Origin of the sequence: Streptomyces sp. TP-A0356, assembly GCF_001417775.1 — a bacterium.
GTDB lineage: Bacteria > Actinomycetota > Actinomycetes > Streptomycetales > Streptomycetaceae > Streptomyces.
In genome coordinates this window covers 247,650-265,475 of record NZ_BBZJ01000015.1, presented here as the reverse complement: position 1 = coordinate 265,475, position 17,826 = coordinate 247,650, and the positions used below count along the sequence as shown (strand labels likewise).

At 72.3% G+C, this 17,826-nt stretch carries 17 protein-coding genes; 9 read left to right on the top strand and 8 right to left on the bottom strand.

Annotated features, from left to right (window positions below; all coding sequences use genetic code 11):
* Window positions 1-120 precede the first annotated feature (120 nt).
* On the bottom strand, window positions 121-1,683 hold the full coding sequence (locus ASC56_RS09750) for a hypothetical protein (protein WP_055490858.1): 1,563 nt from the start codon (window positions 1,681-1,683) through the stop codon (window positions 121-123).
* 218 nt (window positions 1,684-1,901) lie between these two features.
* On the opposite strand from ASC56_RS09750, the gene ASC56_RS09745 reads away from it, so the two are divergent.
* Both ASC56_RS09745 and ASC56_RS09740 read left to right on the top strand, forming a co-directional pair.
* Entirely contained in the window at window positions 1,902-2,216 is a 315-nt protein-coding gene (locus ASC56_RS09745; RefSeq protein ID WP_055490857.1) for a hypothetical protein, read from the top strand.
* Window positions 2,216-2,608, top strand: a complete 393-nt coding sequence (locus tag ASC56_RS09740) for a hypothetical protein (RefSeq protein WP_055490856.1) — start codon at window positions 2,216-2,218, stop codon at window positions 2,606-2,608. The genes ASC56_RS09745 and ASC56_RS09740 overlap by 1 nt, the downstream gene beginning before the upstream one ends.
* A 73-nt stretch (window positions 2,609-2,681) precedes the next feature.
* Here the strand turns inward: ASC56_RS09740 and ASC56_RS09735 are convergent, their stop codons facing one another.
* On the bottom strand, window positions 2,682-3,959 hold the full coding sequence (locus ASC56_RS09735) for a CHAT domain-containing protein (RefSeq protein ID WP_055490855.1): 1,278 nt from the start codon (window positions 3,957-3,959) through the stop codon (window positions 2,682-2,684).
* Window positions 3,960-4,406: 447 nt separating this feature from the next.
* Here ASC56_RS09735 and ASC56_RS09730 point away from each other — a divergent pair, with 447 nt between their 5' ends.
* A complete protein-coding gene (locus tag ASC56_RS09730) occupies window positions 4,407-5,186 on the top strand; it encodes a hypothetical protein (RefSeq protein ID WP_055490854.1) in 780 nt (259 codons plus the stop codon).
* 141 nt (window positions 5,187-5,327) lie between these two features.
* Here the strand turns inward: ASC56_RS09730 and ASC56_RS09725 are convergent, their stop codons facing one another.
* Window positions 5,328-6,137: an SGNH/GDSL hydrolase family protein gene (locus ASC56_RS09725; RefSeq protein ID WP_079102397.1), complete on the bottom strand. Its 810-nt coding sequence runs from the start codon at window positions 6,135-6,137 to the stop codon at window positions 5,328-5,330.
* Window positions 6,138-6,488: 351 nt separating this feature from the next.
* Between ASC56_RS09725 and ASC56_RS09720 the strand changes: the two genes are divergently transcribed.
* The 5 genes from ASC56_RS09720 to ASC56_RS09700 all read left to right on the top strand — a co-directional run bounded on the left by ASC56_RS09720 (window position 6,489) and on the right by ASC56_RS09700 (window position 9,755).
* Entirely contained in the window at window positions 6,489-7,544 is a 1,056-nt protein-coding gene (locus ASC56_RS09720) for an NAD(+)/NADH kinase (RefSeq protein WP_055490852.1), read from the top strand.
* A gap of 254 nt (window positions 7,545-7,798) precedes the next feature.
* Window positions 7,799-7,963 (top strand): 50S ribosomal protein L33, encoded by a 165-nt coding sequence (gene rpmG, locus ASC56_RS09715; protein WP_055490851.1) that lies wholly within the window; start codon window positions 7,799-7,801, stop codon window positions 7,961-7,963.
* A gap of 45 nt (window positions 7,964-8,008) precedes the next feature.
* Window positions 8,009-8,269 carry a type B 50S ribosomal protein L31 gene (locus ASC56_RS09710; RefSeq protein WP_055490850.1) on the top strand — a complete coding sequence of 87 codons (261 nt, stop codon included), beginning with the start codon at window positions 8,009-8,011 and terminating at the stop codon, window positions 8,267-8,269.
* 38 nt (window positions 8,270-8,307) lie between these two features.
* Window positions 8,308-8,430, top strand: a complete 123-nt coding sequence (locus ASC56_RS09705) for a ribosomal protein bL36 (RefSeq protein ID WP_055490849.1) — start codon at window positions 8,308-8,310, stop codon at window positions 8,428-8,430.
* A gap of 260 nt (window positions 8,431-8,690) precedes the next feature.
* Entirely contained in the window at window positions 8,691-9,755 is a 1,065-nt protein-coding gene (locus ASC56_RS09700; protein ID WP_055490848.1) for a biotin/lipoate A/B protein ligase family protein, read from the top strand.
* Between the two features lie 107 nt (window positions 9,756-9,862).
* Here the strand turns inward: ASC56_RS09700 and ASC56_RS09695 are convergent, their stop codons facing one another.
* The 5 genes from ASC56_RS09695 to ASC56_RS09675 all read right to left on the bottom strand — a co-directional run bounded on the left by ASC56_RS09695 (window position 9,863) and on the right by ASC56_RS09675 (window position 15,580).
* Window positions 9,863-12,070, bottom strand: a complete 2,208-nt coding sequence (locus ASC56_RS09695) for a xanthine dehydrogenase family protein molybdopterin-binding subunit (RefSeq protein ID WP_055490847.1) — start codon at window positions 12,068-12,070, stop codon at window positions 9,863-9,865.
* The gene (locus ASC56_RS09690) at window positions 12,067-13,056 is read right to left on the bottom strand and encodes a xanthine dehydrogenase family protein subunit M (RefSeq protein ID WP_055490846.1); all 990 of its coding nucleotides are present in this window, start codon (window positions 13,054-13,056) and stop codon (window positions 12,067-12,069) included. The genes ASC56_RS09695 and ASC56_RS09690 overlap by 4 nt, the downstream gene beginning before the upstream one ends.
* Window positions 13,043-13,564, bottom strand: a complete 522-nt coding sequence (locus tag ASC56_RS09685; RefSeq protein WP_055490845.1) for a (2Fe-2S)-binding protein — start codon at window positions 13,562-13,564, stop codon at window positions 13,043-13,045. The genes ASC56_RS09690 and ASC56_RS09685 overlap by 14 nt, the downstream gene beginning before the upstream one ends.
* Window positions 13,565-13,763: 199 nt before the next feature.
* The gene (locus ASC56_RS09680) at window positions 13,764-14,345 is read right to left on the bottom strand and encodes a GNAT family N-acetyltransferase (RefSeq protein ID WP_055490844.1); all 582 of its coding nucleotides are present in this window, start codon (window positions 14,343-14,345) and stop codon (window positions 13,764-13,766) included.
* 227 nt (window positions 14,346-14,572) lie between these two features.
* Window positions 14,573-15,580: a hypothetical protein gene (locus ASC56_RS09675; protein WP_159039625.1), complete on the bottom strand. Its 1,008-nt coding sequence runs from the start codon at window positions 15,578-15,580 to the stop codon at window positions 14,573-14,575.
* 289 nt (window positions 15,581-15,869) lie between these two features.
* Here ASC56_RS09675 and ASC56_RS09670 point away from each other — a divergent pair, with 289 nt between their 5' ends.
* Window positions 15,870-17,729: a CoA transferase gene (locus tag ASC56_RS09670; protein ID WP_055490842.1), complete on the top strand. Its 1,860-nt coding sequence runs from the start codon at window positions 15,870-15,872 to the stop codon at window positions 17,727-17,729.
* Window positions 17,730-17,826: the final 97 nt, after the last annotated feature.

Below are 17,826 nucleotides of genomic sequence, written 5' to 3'. Positions count from 1 at the left end.
GCCCTTCGCCCGCGTTGCTTCTGTAATGACGCTACGACCGTGTCAGGCGTTGCACCACTCGAAGGGAGCAACGGCGCGGATCTGCCCACGACGGCCTGAGGGCTGCGAAGGTTCCGCTGGTCACCGTCGGGCGCTGAGCCGGACGTGCGGCGAGATGTCGAGCCACCAGGCTGCGGCAGAGCGCACGGAGTACGGGGTGCCCGGGCGGGCACCGAGTGCGGCCAGCAGGTCGTAGCGGTCCGCCATGCCCATCGCGTACACCAGGCCCCGCAGGCCGGCCTCCGCTGCGGCGTCCCCCTCCGTCTGCCGCCGGGCGGCGTGATGGCGTAGCGCCCGCACCCAGAACCCGACGTCGGCCTGCGCGGCGGCGATGTGCCCCAGGCCGTGCACGGCCGCCGCGACCGCGGCCCATGGGGCCTGGCCCGCAAGGGCCAGACGCTCGACCGGACCCCGGCGGGGTGCGCCGCCCAGCACGCGCAGCGCGCCCAGGAGCGGCACCGCCAGGCCGGTGTCCCGGACGGTGACGGGTCTGGCGAGTTCGCTGACGAGTGCGTCCGCCAATCCGGCACGGTACGGTGTGGCCGCCAGCAGGAGCGCCGTGTAGAGCCGCGCGTCGAACTCCGGGTGCTGAAGCATCTCGGTGACCAGGGCGGTGAGGGCGGCCCCGTCGAGGGGCTCACGCACGGCGGCGGCCTCGGCGGACGCGGCCACGCGCCGTGCCGATACGCCGATACGCCGGTCGCCGTCGTGCTCCGGCGGGACCCGCAGGGCGCCGAGCGTGGGCTCGAACTGCGGGTGCAGGGCGAGGAGGCCGCCGGCGAGCGGAGCGACTTGACCGATGGCGTCTCCGTCGTCCGGGAGGTGCGTCAGTTCCCGGGCGAGGACGTGCAGTTGGCCCGGGGAGAAGTGGCGGTAGCGGATCTTGCGGAGGCAGGCCATGTGCGCGCCCTGCTGGGAACGAGGTCCCGCGGGGCGGCGCAGCGCGGCCAGCACACGGGCCGCCGCGTCCGGATGGGCGGTGTTGTCGAGCGCGCAGATCACCTCGGTGGCCGCGTGGTTGGCCGGGTCGGCGGCCAGCGCGGCGCAGACCGCGATCGCATGACGGCTTCCCCGCGGATGGTTGAGGAGGCGGTTGAGCGCCTCGAAGCGCAGCATCCACGGGATCCCGTCCGCGATCACCATTTCCTCGACGAGGCGCCGGGTGAGCAGGGACCAGACACCGGACGGCATCAGCGTGACAGCACCGGACGCACAGAGCCCGTCGGTGAGCCGTCCCCACTCCGCCCCGCTCATGACGTCGTCGGACAGCGCGTGGTCGAGCAGGTCCTCCGTCGCCCGGGTCTCCTGCGGCCCGCCCGGCAGCGGGGGCCGCTCCAGGGCGGAGGGCGCGAGATAGCGGGCCGTCGTCTCGACGGTGGCCACCAGCAGATCCGGGGGGAGGGCCAGCAGTTCCTCATAGCGGCGTACGGCCGCGCGGGGCACCGGCGCCTGGGCGGTCTCCCAGCGTGAGACGGTGCTGGGGCTGACGTCACGGGGGTAGGAGCCGCCCCGAAAGGCTCGGGCGAAGGCCGGCAGGGAGGCGTACTCGGCATGCGGTCCCAGCGTGCGGTTGACGCGCAACAGCCATGCGATCCTGTGCCGCGCCCCGATCGCTCGCGGTGGCCCACCGGTTGCCGTCGCCATGGCCGTGCCCCCTCGATTCCCCCGCCTCGACGGCAGGATGGCAGCGTGGGCGGCCCCCAAGCAGGAGATACGGCATCTTCCGCGCTTACCAGATCATCCTCCTCTATAGTGCGCGCGTTGCACATCCCGGCGCCCCCTGCAACGCCTCGGCCGCTGCGTCCTCCGACCGGCTACCAAGGGAGGGCGACACGACGCACATCGGATGAGAGGGGCCCTGGATGGGGTGGGAGAGCCTGCTGGGACTGGGTCATCTGGCGGGGGTGGCCGTCGCGCTCTGGACGTTCAACGCCCGGGCCGGCGGTTCCCTCTGGCGCGGAGTCACCCTTTCCGTTCTGGCCATGAGTCCCGAGTGGACCGTGACATCCGTGGCCAAGGCCGTGGGCTGGGAGCTGACCCTGATCGTCTGGCTGCTGCGTGGACGGCCGAGCTCGCCCTGGGGTCCCCGGCCCGGAAGCCGCACCGGCCGCGTCCTGCGGCTCACCGCGGAGGAGCGTGCCCGCCGGGACGCCATGGCCGGGATCGGGGGCGTCTGATGCTGTTCCGCCGCCGCACCCCGCCGCCGCTGCTGCCCGCCGACATCGTCCGGCGCATGGAGATCTACGGCCGCTGGGAGTTCGACCCGCCGTCGAGCGACGCGGACATCCCGGCGCTGGTCTACACCCCGCTGTATCCGATCGCCTCGGTGTCGCCCGACGCGTTCGTCGAGGCGCTGGCGGACGCGGTGCTGCCCGTGGGCGGCTGGGCGGTGTACGGCGGCTCGCACTGCGTACGCGATCTGCTGACGGCCTCGTACGAGCACCCGCGCCACGACGACATGCTGGACGGTGCCGTCGACTTCCTGCGCGCCGAGCGGATTGCCCCGGCCCGGCTCAACTCCCATGAGTGGCAGCGGTGGTGCACCACGCATCCCGGCGAGGAGTGGTAGCGGCGTCGGCCAGGCACGAGGCTCAGGCCCCTGCGGCGGGCGGCGCCCCGTGTGCCTGGAACGGCCGTCGGGTTCACGCCCCGAAGTAGCCGAAGCCCGCCCAGGAGCGAAGGGTGCCGAAACACCGGCCGTCGCGCTCCTGGTACTCCAGCGCCAGCAACAGGCCCTCCGTCGTCTCGTCGTCCGGGAGCCAGGACTCGCCCTCGGCGAGTGCCCGCTGAAGAAACGCCGACTGGTCGCCGTTCGTCGCGTCGCGCATCCAGACCTGAGCGTCGCGCAGCGCGGTGGCCGGGTGCCGTCCCTCGGTACGCCAGCGCCGGTAGAACTCGATCATCAGCAGTGTGGTGGGCAGGTCGGGCACCGACCACATGGCCGCGGCGACCCCGGCCACACCCGCCCCCAGCAGCCCGCCGGGCAGGGACACCACCTCGTCCGGCAAGTCGGTGCGCGGCAGGAAGGACTCGCAGGCGGACAGGACCGCCAGCCTGAGCCGCAGCCGGGACACCGGCAGGTCCCGCAGCCGTAGTTCGTCCGACCCCGCCAGCAGCAGGCGGCTGTCCAGCGGGGTGAGCAGATCGGCCTCCCCGTGGCAGGCGAAGTGGGCGGCGTCGGCGGCGGCCAGCGCTCTCCGCACGGCGTCCGCGTTCGCCGCCGGCCCGCGCAGCACGTTCGATCGCCCCGGGAACGCCGCGGCGGCGGCGCACGCCTGGCTCTCCGCCGAGCGCAGCGGGTCGCGTCCGTCGCCCCGGGGCGGATCCACCACGACCGTCAGCCGCTGCACCGGCCCTCGGGCGAGTGCACGGGCCGAGGTCAGGAAGCGCGCGTTGGGTACGTAACTGACGACGAGGTCGTCGAGGGCGTACCGCCGTCCGGTGGGAGCGCTCGGGTCCTCGGTCCAGGCCGCGTGCAGCGGCAGCAGACCCAGCAGTCCACCCGCCACCAGGACGGCCTCGCCGTGCCCCGGCAGCGCGGCGCGGACCGGACCCATGAGGGCGTCCCACAGCCATCTCGTCGTCCCCTCCAGGGACTTCTCCCAGTCGGCGAGCCGCCCGCCGGGGTCCGCCCGGTACGCCCGGTGGGCGTCGTCGTGGGCACGCGCGTGGACGCGCACCACCTCGGCGGACAGGTCGGGCAGCGCCACCGACCGGACGTCCTCGTCGTCCACGACCAGGGCCACGCCACCGTGCTCCGCCGCCGAGAGGTACACCAGAGGCCGCTCCTGCGCGGCATCGTGGATGTCCCGCTCCGAAGGTTCGGACAGGAAGTCCTCGAGGCCCTTGAGCCGCCGGATCTCCGCGACGACGGCGTCCAGTTCGCGCCGGGCCGCGCGGATCTCCCCGAACCGGTCCACCCCTCACCCCCTGCCCCCGTCGGCTCCCTCACCGACCCGGTGGCACTCAGCGTAGATGAAGGCCCGCGAGCGGAAGGCGAGTTGGCCGTCCGAAGAGGACGGTTACCGACTGACGGCCGGGGTCGGGCGGCGTACCGGGTCGGCTGATAGGCGTACGACCGGGGCGGCCCTCCCGGCTGGGAGCAGAGAGATCCCTCGCAGGCACGATGCGAAGTGTCTTGCTCCATCCCGGCGTGCTCAGGGACCGGCTCGTCGATGCCGAGCATGGTCCCCTCGCCGGCCCAGCGGTCCCAGGCGCCGGCCCCACCCGGTGGGGACCGGCAGACCCGGAAGGCGGAATCCAGCGCGAGCCGGGGGCGTGAGCGTGTCCATCCTGGAAGAAGCGATTGACCGGAGTCCCGACTGCCGAGCGGCTCCGGCCGGCTTCTACCTTGGGTGAGGCTTTGCATGGCTGCGATCAGAGCGACAGAGGACCCCGGCATCGCCATCGAGTTCCTGCACGAGGAGGTGGAGGAGATCACCCAGGCCCCCGACCCGGCCGCCGCCACCCGCGGGATGGTCCTGGCCGCCGCGGTCACCGTCCCCATCGCGGGCCCCCTCATGACCGACGCCGCCACGGAGATCGCGGAGGCCATCGCCCACCGGAAGGCCGATCTCCAGGAGACCGACGAGGGACACGGGGTCGAGGTCGTCTTCCCCACCACCGCGCTGACCCTCGGCCGCTGGGAGATCCAGGAGATCCGGCCCCTGCCGACCACGGTCCGCTCGGTCTCGATGGCGGAGACCTTCGCATCCCTGCGCAGCCAGGCCGCGCCGACGGCGGCGAGCCGGGGGGAGGACCTCTATGTGTTCGCCAGGGACCCGGAGGGCCGCGTCCAGTACAACCGGACCGGCCGTGGCGGGGCGTTCGAGGGCTGGGAAGAGGTGCCCGGTGACATGGTGAGCTCGTCCCAGCCCGCGGCGGTGGCCCGCGGAGGGGAGGTACTCGTGTTCGTCACGGACGCCGACGGCCGCGTTGTGTCCAACCGCGTCGGCGAGGACGGATCGTTCGCCGGCTGGGAGCCGGTGCCCGGGGACGTCAGGACCGACACCGCCGTCGGCGTGGGTTCCCGAGGCGGCACGGTGTTCGTCTTCGCGAGGGTGGACGAGGACCGCATCGTCTTCAACCAGCTGCTGCCGGACGGGACCTACGACGGGTGGCAGGACAAGAGCATCGCCTTCCGCTGAGGCCGAGGCACAGGCCCGTGGCGTGCGTCATCGCGTCGTAGGGCTTCGCGGGCCACCCCGTCCGGATGGCACCGGCCGGGGTGCGACCGCTCAAAAGCCTCCGCAGTTGTAGTGGACAACTCGGGGTGGCGGAGGTGGTGTTCAGGACGCGTGGGTGAAGACGGGCAGGTAGCCGCGGGACTGCCCGACTGCCGTGGGGTGGTACGACTCGGTGAGGGCCAGCAGGTCGACGCTGCGCAGCCAGGGGCTGCCGGAGCAGATCTCGTGCCCGGAGAAGGCGGTCCTGACGTCGGCGAAGGAGTACCCGTGGTCGGCGGCACGCTTCGCGATCACGGTGTTCAGATGGTCCACGGCGTTGTTGATGGCGGACCGCGCGGTGTCCTGGAGGCCCGCCACACAGCTGCCCTTGATCTTGTAGAAGCGCGGATAGCCGAGAACGACGACGTGGGCGGCCGGGGCCTTCCTCCTGATGGCCGTGTAGAGACGGTCCAGGTCGCGGGGGAGCGAGTTGTCCGTGTAGGAGCGCGCCTCGGCGACGGCGGACAGGCATTTGCTGTTGCCCCGCAGCACACAGGTCGTCATGACGCTGGAGAAGCCGATGTCGCTGCCGCCCGCGGTGATGCTCACCAACCCGGTACGGCGGCTGAGCGGGCCGAGCTGGCCGGCCATGACATCACTGGTACGGGCACCGTTGCACGCGGTGAAGGTGAACGACGACGGGGAATGGGCCGCGGCCCACAGGGCGGGATACGACCGGCTGCTGCGCATGCATGCGATGCCGGAGCCGAAGTAGCTGCCGGCTCCGACCCCGGCGGAGTAGGAGTCACCGAGGGCCACGTAACCCAAGGCCGCTGTCTCCGGGGCCGCCTGCGCCGCCGCAGCGCCCGTGAAGGTGCAGGCGACGGCGAGGAGGAGTGAGGACACACTTGCCGCGATTCGGGACTGTCTCATGACTCTCCCTTAGCACGGCCGGTTCGCCCCGGCCGTCATGGTCGTCGCCCCGTGCCCGACCGTGTTGAGAGACGCCGACGGCCATGCCGCTCCTCGGACGGGCCCGCGCCGGACGGGGCTTCCGCCGTACTCGGCGCCCCGGTGGCGGGCTGTCCTGTCGGCAGAGTTCACCCGTAGAGCCGTCACCCGTCCGCCAGCGCCTGGCTCGCACACCTCCCGCCCCTCCCCGCACGGCGCAGCCGACCTCGCACCGCCGACAGGGGCCGTCCCCCCCGTGGCAGGTGCAGGTGCGCTCCGAAGCTGTGACGATGGCTTCCAGCCCCGCAGACAGGACGGCAGCCCGGAGGTGACATGCCGATCAGCCGGTTGGGACTCGTCGTGCACGGAGGCCGTCCGGAGGCTGTGTCCGGAGCGCGGACCGTACGCCGGTGGTGCGCACGGCACGGCATCGGCTGTGTGGACATCGACGTGTGGCAGGGCCCGGGAAGCCGCCGTCACGCCCGCGAGGAAGCGCGGGCAGCGGGCAGCCCCGACCTCATCGTGACGCTGGGCGGGGACGGCACGTTCCTGCGCGGTGCGCGGATCGCGGCTCGCAACGACGTCCGGGTGCTGGGCGTCGACCTGGGCAAGGTCGGCTTCCTGACCGAGATACCGATCTCCGACGTGGAGCAGGCGCTGGACGCCGTGCATGCCGGAAGGTCGGAGTGCGAGGAACGCATGATGCTCACGATGCGGGCGTCCAGGCCGCTCGAGGTACCCACCGATGTGGAGGAGATCCTGTGCTACGGGCGCGGGCCCGCGCTGCCGCCGCCGCAGCCGCAGACGGACCTCGCCGAGGACGACACCTGGGGAATCGCGCTGGACGTCACCGCGCTGAACGACATCGTCGTGGAGAAGCTCGCCCGGGACCACCAGGTCAGCGTGGGCGTCTACATCGCCGGCCGGCTCCTGGCCTCGTACTCTGCCGACGGCGTCATCCTCGCCACCCCCACGGGCTCCACCGCCTACAGCTTCGCCGCCGGGGGACCGGTGCTCTCGCCCCGGATGCGGGCGGTGGTCTTCACCCCCGTGGCCCCGCACATGGCGTTCAACCGCACGGTGATCGCGAACGCGGACGAGCCGATCGCCCTTCGCGTGCAGCCCCACTCCGGGCGCGCCGCGGTCAGCGTCGACGGGCAGCCTCGCGGCGTCCTGGAGCCCGGCGACTGGATCGGGGCGTTCGCGGCGCCGCGGCCGCTGCGTCTCGTCAGGCTCACCCCCGCCAACTTCTACGGCCGGCTGCGGGAGCGTATGCGGCTCACGGACGCGCCCGCGACGGCCGCGGACGGCGAAGCGGCACCGCTGTTCCGGCCCGGGAGCCCCGTACCCGACGACCTGCGCCACCTCTACCTGCCTCCGCCGCCCTGACGACCCGGGGCAGCGGGAATGTCCACGGGGCCCGACCGGTTGTACGGCGCGTGGTGGTGAGGGGGCGCGTGGTGGTGAGCGGGACCGTGTCCCCGGGCCTCACTTTCTTCCCCTGAGAACGGTCGTGTTCATCCCCTGAGGACGATCCTGCCGGGAATGCCGTGGCAGGTCTCGGTGTTGAGAATCGTGGCTGGCATGCTCTGGTCAAGAACGGGCCGTGGGTGAACCGGGCCTGTGGGTGAAGGGAGAACCTCATGACACGCAACAACGCGCGCCCCGTCGTCAGGCTGAAGTCGACGGCCGGGACCGGTGTCACCTATGTGACGCGCAAGAACCGCACCAACGATCCCGACCGGCTCGTACTGCGCAAGTACGACGCCGTGGTCGGCAGACACGTCCTCTTCCGTGAGGAACGCTGAACGAAGCCGCCGCCCCTGGCGGACGGCCATGAGGAGGGAAGCCCGATGAGGCCTGCCATTCACCCCGAAACCCGGTTGGTCGTCTTCCGCGACCGTGCCGCGGACGCCGCGTTCCTGACCCGTTCGACCGCTCACTCGACGCGCACGATCGAGTGGGAGGACGGGAACACCTACCCGCTGATCGACGTCGAGATCTCGTCGGCCAGCCACCCGTTCTACACGGGCACCTCGCGCGTCGTGGACACCGCGGGCCGGGTGGAGCGCTTCGAGCGGCGCTACGGCCGCGCGGCATCGGCCCGCCGCTGACCCGGCTCCGCCGCCCCAGCAAGAGTGAGGAGACAGTCATGAAGGTGCGCAAGTCCCTGCGCTCACTGAAGTCGAAGCCCGGGGCCCAGGTCGTACGCCGCCGGGGCGTGACCTTCGTCGTCAACAAGAAGAACCCTCGCTTCAAGGCGCGCCACGGCTGACGGGCTTCCGCCCGGCACGACGACGAAACGCCGATCGGCCCCGGCCGGCCCAGCACCGGCCGGGGCTGTCGCGTATCTCCAGCGGACTCGGCCGGATTCGTCGGGGTTGCCGGGTTGCCGGATCACAGCGGATCGCACCGCGTGGTTGCGTCGGATTCGATCCGGCGCGACCGTCCCGATCGGCCCGCCCTGCACGGAACAGGAGACACCCCGGCGGCGTTACCGTGGCGGCGTTACCGGAACGATCAAGGCGGACGGGCATGCACGGCGAGTACAAGGTTCCCGGGGGCAAGCTGGTCGTGGTCGACCTCGACGATCACGACGGCGTACTGCGCGACGTCCGCGTGGCGGGTGACTTCTTCCTCGAACCCGATGAGGCGCTCCCCGCCATCGACCGGGCTCTCGAAGGAGCTCCGGTCACCGCGGAAGCCGCCGAGCTCGCCGAACGCATCGAAGCGGGCCTTCCCGAGGGCACCGTCATGTACGGCCTCACTCCGGAAGGTGTCGCCGTCGCCGTCCGCCGCGCCCTCGCCCAGGCGACGGACTGGACCGACTACGACTGGCAGCTGATCCACGAGCAACCGCAGCACCCCGCCCTTCACATGGCGCTCGACGAGGTCCTCACCGGGGAGGTCGCCGCGGGGCGCCGACCCCCGACCCTCCGGGTCTGGGAGTGGGGCGGACCCGCCGTCGTCATCGGCAGCTTCCAGTCCCTGAGCAACGAGGTCGACGCGGAGGCCGCCCGGCACCACGGGATGACCGTCGTACGGCGCATCTCGGGCGGCGGGGCCATGTTCGTCGAACCCGGTGACACCATCACGTACTCGCTCTCCGTCCCCGCCTCGCTCGTGTCCGGGCTGTCGTTCGCCGACTCCTACGCCTACCTCGACGACTGGGTGCTGGGCGCTCTCGACGACATGGGCGTCAAGGCCTGGTACCAGCCCCTCAACGACATCGCCACCGACGCCGGCAAGATCGCAGGAGCCGCGCAGAAGCGCGTCGTCGGCCCCCAGGGTGGTCCGGGAGCGGTCCTGCACCACGTGACCATGTCCTACGACATCGACGCCGACAAGATGCTGGAGGTGCTCCGCATCGGCCGGGAGAAGCTGTCCGACAAGGGCATCCGCAGCGCCAGGAAGCGCGTCGACCCGCTGAGGCGGCAGACCGGCCTCTCCCGCGAGGCCGTCATCGACCGCATGATCGGCTCGTTCCGCGCGCGCTACGGCCTCACCGTCGGCCGTATCACCGGGCAGGAGCTCGCACGCGCCGAGGAACTGGCCGCCACGAAGTTCGCTTCCCAGGAATGGACCGCCCGCGTTCCGTAGTGGTCCCGTCCCCGACGACCCGGCCGGCACCCATCACCCCCGCAGCATTCACCTCAGCGGCATTCACTCAACAGCACTCACCCCAGCAGCACTCACCCCGGCAGCACTCACAACAGTGCGTCGAGCGTGATGGGCAGTGACCGGATGCGCTTCCCGGTCGCGTGGTGGACGGCGTTCGCCACGGCGGCGGCGACACCGACGAGGCCCACCTCGCCGATCCCCTTGGTGCCGATGGGGCTGGCCCGGTCGGGATCGCCCACGAACACCACATCCATGTCGGGCACATCCGCGTTGACGGGGACGAGGTAGTCGCTGAGGGTGCCATTGGCGATCCGCCCGCTGGGGACATCGGTGACGGTGTCCTCGAAGAGCGCCATCCCGATACCGCCGACGGTCCCGCCGACGATCTGGCTCCGGGCGGTCTTCTCGTTGAGGATGCGACCGCCGTCGATCACGGACACGATGCGCGCGATGCGTACGAGTCCCAGATCCGCGTCGACATGGACTTCGACGAACTTGGCGGCGAAGGCGCCCGACAGGGCCATGCCCAGCTCGTCCCGGGACCGGGGTCTGCTGTAGCCGTTCGCCGTCAGCTCCACCAGTTCGTGGCGGCCGAGGACGTCGGTGTACGCCTCGCCGAGGTGGGGCTGTCCGATCGGATGGATACGGCCGTGCGTGACCTCGACGGACTCGGGGGCGGCACCGTAGAGCGGGGAGCCCCTGTCCCCGGCGGCCAGCTCCACGAACCGCCGCACGAGCCGGGCACAGGCGTCGAACACCGCGTTGCCGAGCGCCGCCGTCAGCCCGGACCCTCCGGCCTGGGGCGCGACGGGCATGTCCGAGTCACCGAGGTCGAAGCGCACCTGCCCCAGCCGCAGTCCGAGGCACTCCGCGGCGAGCTGGGTCATCACGGTGTACGTGCCCGTGCCGATGTCGGTCGCGGCGCTGCGTACCAGAGCGCTTCCGTCCCGGTGCAGGGTGGCCTCGGCGTGGCAGTCCATCGCGAACCAGGGATAGCTCACCCCCGCCATGCCGTAGCCGACCAGCCGGTCCCCGTCCCGCATCGAGCGGGGAGCGGGGTTGCGACGCGACCAGCCGAACCGTTGCGCGCCGACCTCGTAGCACTCGCGCAGTGCGTTGCTGGACCACGGCAGTGCGTGGACCGGGTGGAGCTCGGCGTAGTTGCGCAGGCGCAGGTCCAGCGGATCCATCCCGAGCCTGTAGGACAGTTCGTCCAGGGCCGATTCCAGCGCGAAGTTGCCCTGCGCCTCGGCCGGGGCACGCATCGAGGTGGGGTTGGGGATGTTCAGACGGGCCTGCCGGTCCTGGGTGAAGACGTTGGGGCACGTGTAGGCGAAAGCGGTGCCGGAGGCGACCGGCTCGTAGTCGTCGTCCTCCATCGCCACCGGCGAGACACTGCGGTGGTCCATGCCCACCAGATCACCGGCGCGTGTGGCGCCGACGGTGATGCGCTGCACGCTCTTGGGCCGATGCCCCACGGACGTGAACATCTGCGGCCGGGTCAGGACCAGCTTCACCGGCCGTTGCAGCACGCGGGCGGCGGCGGCCGTCAGGACCACGTGCGGCCACACACGCAACCCGGCTCCGAAGCCTCCGCCCACGTACGGCGCCAGCACCCGCACCGAGCTCTCGGGCACCTTGAAGACGGCGGCCAGGGTGCTGCGCACCACGAACGGCCACTGGGTGGTGTCGTGGACCGTGAGCCGGTCGCCGTCCCAGGAGGCCAGGGTCGCGAACGGACCGAGTGGGTTGTTGGTGTTGTCCGCGGTCGTGTAGGTGGCCTCCACCGTGACGTCGGCCGTCGCCAGGGCAGCGGCGGCCTCGCCCCGGCTGTGGTCCATGCCCCACGGATCGTCGATCTGCGGCGCCCGCGGGTCCATCAGGTCCAGCAGGGGATCGGCGCGCTCGTACTCCGCCGACACGAGACGCGCGGCCGCGGTCGCCTGCTCCTGCGTCTCGGCGACGACGACCGCGATGTGCTGTCCGTAGTGCAGGACGCGGTCGTCCTGGAGCGGCGGGGGAGGAGAGGCTCCGAGCTTGCTCACCGGCGCCCGCCTCAGTCTGGGTGCATTGGTGTGGGTGAGCACGGTGATCACCCCGGGTGATGCCTCGGCCGCATCGGTGTCGATGCGGACGATGCGGCCGGCGGCGATCGTGCTCTGGACGAGCGCCGCGTACGCCTGTCCGGGAGCGTCGAAGTCCATCGGGTAGGGGGCGGCGCCGGTGACCTTGCAGGCGCCGTCGACGCGGTTGACGCCGGCGCCGATGATCGGCCTGCTCTGCACGGTGCTCATACCGTCGCTCCCGCCACTGTCTGCAGCTCGCGAACGAGGGTGCGCCGGGCGAGCTCGACCTTGAACGCCGTACCCGGTACGGTCCACGCGCCCTGGACGGCCGCGGCGGCCGCCCACTGGAAGTTCTCGACGGTGGCGGAGGCGCCGGCCAGTGCCCTCTCCGCCTCCCAGGCCCGCCACGGTACGGATCCGACCCCGCCCAAGCCGATCCGGGCATCCTTGATCGCGTCGTCGGAGATCAGCAGGCTCACGGCGGCGGAGGTCAGGGCGAACTCGTAGGAGCTGCGGTCCCGCACCTTGAGGTAGCCCGACCGGGCTCCGGTGGGCAGGAGGGGGATGGACACCGAGGTGATCAGCTCGCCGTGCTGCAGGACGTTCTCGACCTCCGGGCTGTCGGATGCCGGCAGGTAGAAGTCCGTCAGGGGCACCTGCCGCGGCCCGGCCACCCCCTGGATGTGCACGACGGCGTCGAGGGCCACCAGGGCGACCGCCAGATCGGAGGCATGGACGGCGATGCAGCGTTCACTCGCCCCCAGCACGGCGTGCATCCGGGCGGCCCCGTGCACGGCCGCGCATCCCGACCCGGGCGCCCGCTTGTTGCACTGGGGAACGTCGGGATCGCGGAAGTACCGGCAGCGGGTGCGTTGCAGCAGGTTTCCGCCGATCGTCGCCATGTTCCGCAGCTGAGTGGAGGCGCCGGACAGCAGGGCTTCCCTGACGAAGGGAATCCGCTCGGCGACCGTGGGATGCGCGGCCAGTTCCTCCATGGTGACCAGCGCACCGACCCGCAGGACCTCGCCGTGGCTCTCCACCGCGTGCAGCGGCAGGCGGGTGATGTCCACCAGTCGCGCGGGATCGAGCACGCCGTCCTTCATCAGATCGAGCTGCGTCGTGCCGCCCGCGAGGAACGCCGCCGTCGGATCTCCCGACACCAGCTCGACGGCTTGAGCGGCGTCGGTGGAGCGGATGTACTCAAGCGCCCGCATCGCGACCCCTCGCCGCCGCCACCTCACGGATCGCCGCGACCATGTGGGGATAGGCACCGCAGCGGCACAGGTTCCCGCTCATGTACTCGCGGATCTCCTCGTCGGAGCCGGCCCGCCCTTCGTCGAGCAGGGCCACGGCGGACATGATCTGACCGGGGGTGCAGAAGCCGCACTGAAACCCGTCGTGTTCGAGGAACGCGGCCTGGACCGGGTGGAGACCGTCGGGTCCCGCGAGTCCCTCGATGGTGGTGATCGCGCGGCCGTCGCACTGAGCGGCCAGGGTGAGACAGGACAGCACGCGCTTGCCGTCCACGAGCACCGTGCAGGCACCACAGGCGCCCTGGTCACAGCCCTTCTTGGTACCCACGAGCCCGAGGTGGTCACGCAAGGCGTCCACCAGGGTGACCCGCGGGTCGAGCGCCACCTTGCGCGTACGTCCGTTGACCTCCAGCGCCACGACCCGCACTTCCGGATCCGCGGCACTTCGCGTACGGGCTACGTCCACCATCGCGTCCTCCGGAGGCTTCGCAGTGGTTCGGAACGAGTTTGGATGACGCGCACAGGAGGCCGAGGGGAGTGCGGCAGGCGCTGGCTCGATCGTGGCACGCCCCGGCGAGCGGCTCATCTCGATCATGCCGTCGCCCACGCCCGTCGGAGCCCGCTGGGGCCCGCTGGGGCCTGTCGGGCCTGGTCAGGGGCCTCCGAAGTCACCAGAGCCTGTCGATCTCCCCTGGATACAGCCCGATACGGCTGTCGTGGAAGGACGCCTCGGCGCGCCGGCCCTTGTGCGAGAAGAAGTCGGCCATGGTGACCTTGTCGAAGCCGGGCTGGTCGCTGGGGAACGGGGCCTGCGGCGTTCCGCCCAACAGCACCGCACCGGGAAGAACATGCCAGCCCGCCTTCTCGTAGAACGCCTGGAGCGGGTGGTCGCAGGTGAACAGCCCCAGATCCAGATTCCGCGCGATCATCGACTCCCTCGCCACCGTGACCAGGCGCAGACCATGTCCGCGGCCACGCGCCTCCCGCCGTGTCACCACGGTGCTCAGCCCGCCGGCGGCGTAGCGCTCGCCCGCGTGGACGATCTCCTTGACCAGGATGTCCAGCGCGGCCAGCACCGTCTCCCCGTCCACGAGCACCATCGACAGCGGCCGTAGCGAAGGATCGTGGGTCGGGGAGCAGTCGGGAGCGATCGGGACAGGCGCGGACGGCCACGCCTGCTCCTGGAGCTCCCGTACCTGCATACGCAGCTCGGGCGGCGTGGCCTCTTCGGGAAACGAAAGGATGTGCACCCACTGATTCTCGGCATCGCCCGGATCGGCGCAAGGGCCACTGTCGCGGCGGACCCGGCCGACCCGGGATCGTCCCCCTGACCGCACGCGGCTGGACCGCACGCGGCTGGACCGCACGCGGCTGGACCGCACGCGGCCGGTTCGCGCTTCCGGCCGGTTCGCGCTTCCGGCCGGTTCGCGCTTCCGGCCGGTCCGCTCCGGTCCGCGTCGGTCCGCGCCGGTCCGCCTCAGCGTCGGTCCGGGCGCGACGTGGTACCGCGCAGCAGGGCCAGCCGGCGGGTCGTCAGTTCGTCGATGACGTCCGTGCCCGCCCGCTTGGCGGACTCGGGCCCGGACACCTCCATCCGCAGGCTTGGAATCTTCGTCCCGTCGAACCTGGCACAGACCAGGCGGTGGGCGGCGTAAACCCGCTGCAGCGCCCCCTCCAGTTCGACGACCGCGGGGTGGTCGAACCCCAGGGCGCCCAGGGCCGGTCGCGCAGCCCGCAGGGTCTTCACCAGGAGAGCGTGATCGCGGGTCTGGAAGCCGCTGAAGCCCGGGCGGACGGCAGGCGGAAGCATGGAGGGCCGTACCTCGTACTCGTAGTCCACGGGGCTGAGTCCTCCCGCGAACTTCATGGCGAGGGCGGAGTGCCGGCACATCTCCGACGCCAGGCCGAGCGACCGGGCCGCCGTACCCTCGTCGCCCGCGTCCAACTCTCCGACGAAGCACCGGACGCCCGCGATGACGGCCTGGATGAGGACGAAGAACAGCTGGTGCCCGACCCGCCAGTGCTCGTGCGGACGCGGGCAGTCGGCCAGTGCGGCGTCGTCGTCGGCGGTGTCGGCGGGGCAGTCGGCGGGGGGCGGGGCACCGTCCGCGTGCTCCATGAGACAGCGCCAGCCGGACGACAGCACCCGAAGGTCGCGGGGGTCCCCGCAGCCGCAGTGCTGCTGATGCGAGGCCACGACGTGGTGCGTGTGCAGCCCGCCGAGCAGGAAGGCGTCCGGTGAGCGGTCCTCGGCGCGCGCGACGCCGAAGAAGGTGTCGTGCTCGTCGTGCTCGTCGTATCCGTCGGCGCCGGGCCGTGGAATCACGGCGGGACCGGCGGGGCGCCGTACGGCGTCCTCGCCGCTGAACCGCCATGCGGCCGCCGACAGTTCGGCCATGCGGTGCGGAAGACCGGCCGGATCCGCCAGGACCAGCCATGGTTCCCGGCACACTGGACAGTCGCGGGCCTCGTGCGCTGCGGCCACGGACATCCCCCTCCCCCTCGAAGCTGCGGGCCGGCGATGCGGCGTCGGAGCGGTGCCCACCGACACTAGGGCCGGGTCACGCCCGTTCCGGCGGCCCGTCGGCCAACAAGCAGGGCGCTGCAACGCCGGGACCTGCGACGGCCGACGGCACTTGACTGCGGTGTTCAATTCCGCCTCGCCGGGATGGACAGCGGGCGCCGGGCACGGTCGGATGGGCGTGCAGAGCCTTGACCCTCGCCGGTCGCCTCACGGGCGTCGAAGCCCGCGGTTCTCTCGGAGGTAGGACTGAATGATCCACCCCGTCGTTGAGAAACTCGCTCCGTTGTCCGGGCGGCGCTGCGCCGTGGCGGGGACCAGCACCGCGGCACGGGTGGTCCGGGACCATCTCCGCCGTCTCGGCGGGGACGTCGCGGCGGCAGGCGCCGAGGACGAGGACGGTGAGACCGCGGGCGGTGACGGCGCCGAGGACCACTGTCCGGAGGGTCCCGGACCGGCGCCGGCGGCCCGGGCCTGGACGCACGGGCCGTTCGGGACCGCCGGGACGGTGGTCCGCTGGGCCGACGTGCTGCCCGCGGACCTGGTGCACGACGAGGCTTCCGCACAGGCCGTGTGCGGGATCATGCAGGTGCACGGCCGCCGCCACGGGCGTCCGCGTGCGCTGCCGCTCGATGTCGCGGGCACCGCCGCGGGCGTCCTGGGCACCATCGGTCTGCTCAGCCAACTCGCCTGCGCCGATCCGGACGCCGGGCGCCAGGCGGCGGCCACCGGTGTCGACCGTGCGGCCCTGCTGCTGACCGCTCACTACCTGGCCGTCGCCTCCGCCGACTCGGGGCTTCCCGACTGCGGCCCGGGCGGCCCCCCGTTCCGGAGCCTGGACGGGGTGTGGTTCGAGATCGAGGCCCTCCAGGCCGAACCGTGGGCCCGCTTCTGGGCCGCCCTCGGGGCGTCGCGCGAGGCGGCGCGAGACGGCTGGCGATCGTTCGCCGCGCGCTTCTCGGTCGCCGCCGCCCCCCTTCCGCCCGAGCTGCACACCGCGGTACGCCGGCCCTGGGACGAAGTGCGCCGACTGGCCGGGCAGTACGGCGTCAGCATCTGCCCGATCACGACGATCGCCGAGCGGCGCCGCGAGCTGGGCCTGGACGGTACCGCGGAACCACCGGACCCCTGGCTGCTGAGGTCCGGCCCGGCGCCGGACACGAGCACGTCGACGTCCGGCGCTGCGGCTGTCCCGCCCGCCGCGCCGCGGTCCGGGGCCCGTCCTGAGCGCGGACCGCTCGGCGGTCTGGTCGTGCTGGAGGCGGGGCGCCGGATCCAGGGCCCGCTGGCGGCGCATCTGCTGCGGCTGCTCGGGGCCGAGGTCATACGTGTCGAGCCGCCCGGCGGCGATCCCATGCGGGGCATGCCACCCCTGTGCGGCGACCACTCCGCCGTATGGCTGGCGCTCAACCACGGCAAGGACGCCGTGGAGGTCGACATCAAGAGCGAGCGCGGGCGGCGCGAGCTGCTGGCGGCGGTGCGCGGCGCCGACGTCTTCCTGCACAACTGGGCCCCCGGCGCGGCCGAACGGCTCGGACTGGACGGCGCGGCCCTGCACCGGGTCAACCCCGCGCTGGTGTACGCCCACACGTCGGGCTGGTCGGACGCCGTGCCGGCGCCGCCCCTGGGCACTGACTTCATGGTGCAGGCGCGCTCGGGTGTCGCCGACGCCCTGCGCCACGACCCCGGCGAGCCGCCCCGCCCGACCCTGATGACGGTCCTGGACTCGCTCGGCGGCATGCTCGGCGCCGAGGCGGTCGTGGCCGGTCTGCTGCACCGCCGGTTGACGGGACGCGGCAGCGCGGTCGAGTCGTCGCTGCTGTCGGCGGCGACGCTGCTGCTGGACCCCGTCCTCAGGAGCGGTCGGCCCCCCGACGGGCGGCGACCCGACCCGGTCCCCGCGGCGGACGGCTGGACCACACTGCCGGACGCGGACCCGAGCGGGCCGCCGGCACGGCGGGCAGGCCACGACGGCCCCGCGATCCCGGTGACGACGTCACTGCGCGCCGCCGACCTGTGCGGCCCGCTCGCGGCCGTACTCACCACCAGCGTGCACGGATGCGTCCTGCCACCCAGCCCATGGTCGGCAGGACCGACGCGAATACGCCGGTAGACGTCCGGCACTCCCTCACCGATGCACCCGCCGTGACGGGCGGCAGAGCGGTGCGCCGACGGGGGGAGATGTGTGCCGGGGACGAGGGCACCATACG

Excerpts from the sequence above, each read along its gene's own strand:
- ASC56_RS09750 (WP_055490858.1), bottom strand. The coding sequence starts at position 1,683 with ATGGCGACGGCAACCGGTGGGCCACCGCGAGCGATCGGGGCGCGGCAC.
- ASC56_RS09745 (WP_055490857.1), top strand. The coding sequence starts at position 1,902 with ATGGGGTGGGAGAGCCTGCTGGGACTGGGTCATCTGGCGGGGGTGGCC.
- ASC56_RS09740 (WP_055490856.1), top strand. The coding sequence starts at position 2,216 with ATGCTGTTCCGCCGCCGCACCCCGCCGCCGCTGCTGCCCGCCGACATC.
- ASC56_RS09730 (WP_055490854.1), top strand. The coding sequence starts at position 4,407 with ATGGCTGCGATCAGAGCGACAGAGGACCCCGGCATCGCCATCGAGTTC.
- ASC56_RS09725 (WP_079102397.1), bottom strand. The coding sequence starts at position 6,137 with ATGAGACAGTCCCGAATCGCGGCAAGTGTGTCCTCACTCCTCCTCGCC.
- ASC56_RS09720 (WP_055490852.1), top strand. The coding sequence starts at position 6,489 with ATGCCGATCAGCCGGTTGGGACTCGTCGTGCACGGAGGCCGTCCGGAG.
- rpmG (WP_055490851.1), top strand. The coding sequence starts at position 7,799 with ATGACACGCAACAACGCGCGCCCCGTCGTCAGGCTGAAGTCGACGGCC.
- ASC56_RS09710 (WP_055490850.1), top strand. The coding sequence starts at position 8,009 with ATGAGGCCTGCCATTCACCCCGAAACCCGGTTGGTCGTCTTCCGCGAC.
- ASC56_RS09705 (WP_055490849.1), top strand. The coding sequence starts at position 8,308 with ATGAAGGTGCGCAAGTCCCTGCGCTCACTGAAGTCGAAGCCCGGGGCC.
- ASC56_RS09700 (WP_055490848.1), top strand. The coding sequence starts at position 8,691 with ATGCACGGCGAGTACAAGGTTCCCGGGGGCAAGCTGGTCGTGGTCGAC.
- ASC56_RS09695 (WP_055490847.1), bottom strand. The coding sequence starts at position 12,070 with ATGAGCACCGTGCAGAGCAGGCCGATCATCGGCGCCGGCGTCAACCGC.
- ASC56_RS09690 (WP_055490846.1), bottom strand. The coding sequence starts at position 13,056 with ATGCGGGCGCTTGAGTACATCCGCTCCACCGACGCCGCTCAAGCCGTC.
- ASC56_RS09685 (WP_055490845.1), bottom strand. The coding sequence starts at position 13,564 with ATGGTGGACGTAGCCCGTACGCGAAGTGCCGCGGATCCGGAAGTGCGG.
- ASC56_RS09670 (WP_055490842.1), top strand. The coding sequence starts at position 15,870 with ATGATCCACCCCGTCGTTGAGAAACTCGCTCCGTTGTCCGGGCGGCGC.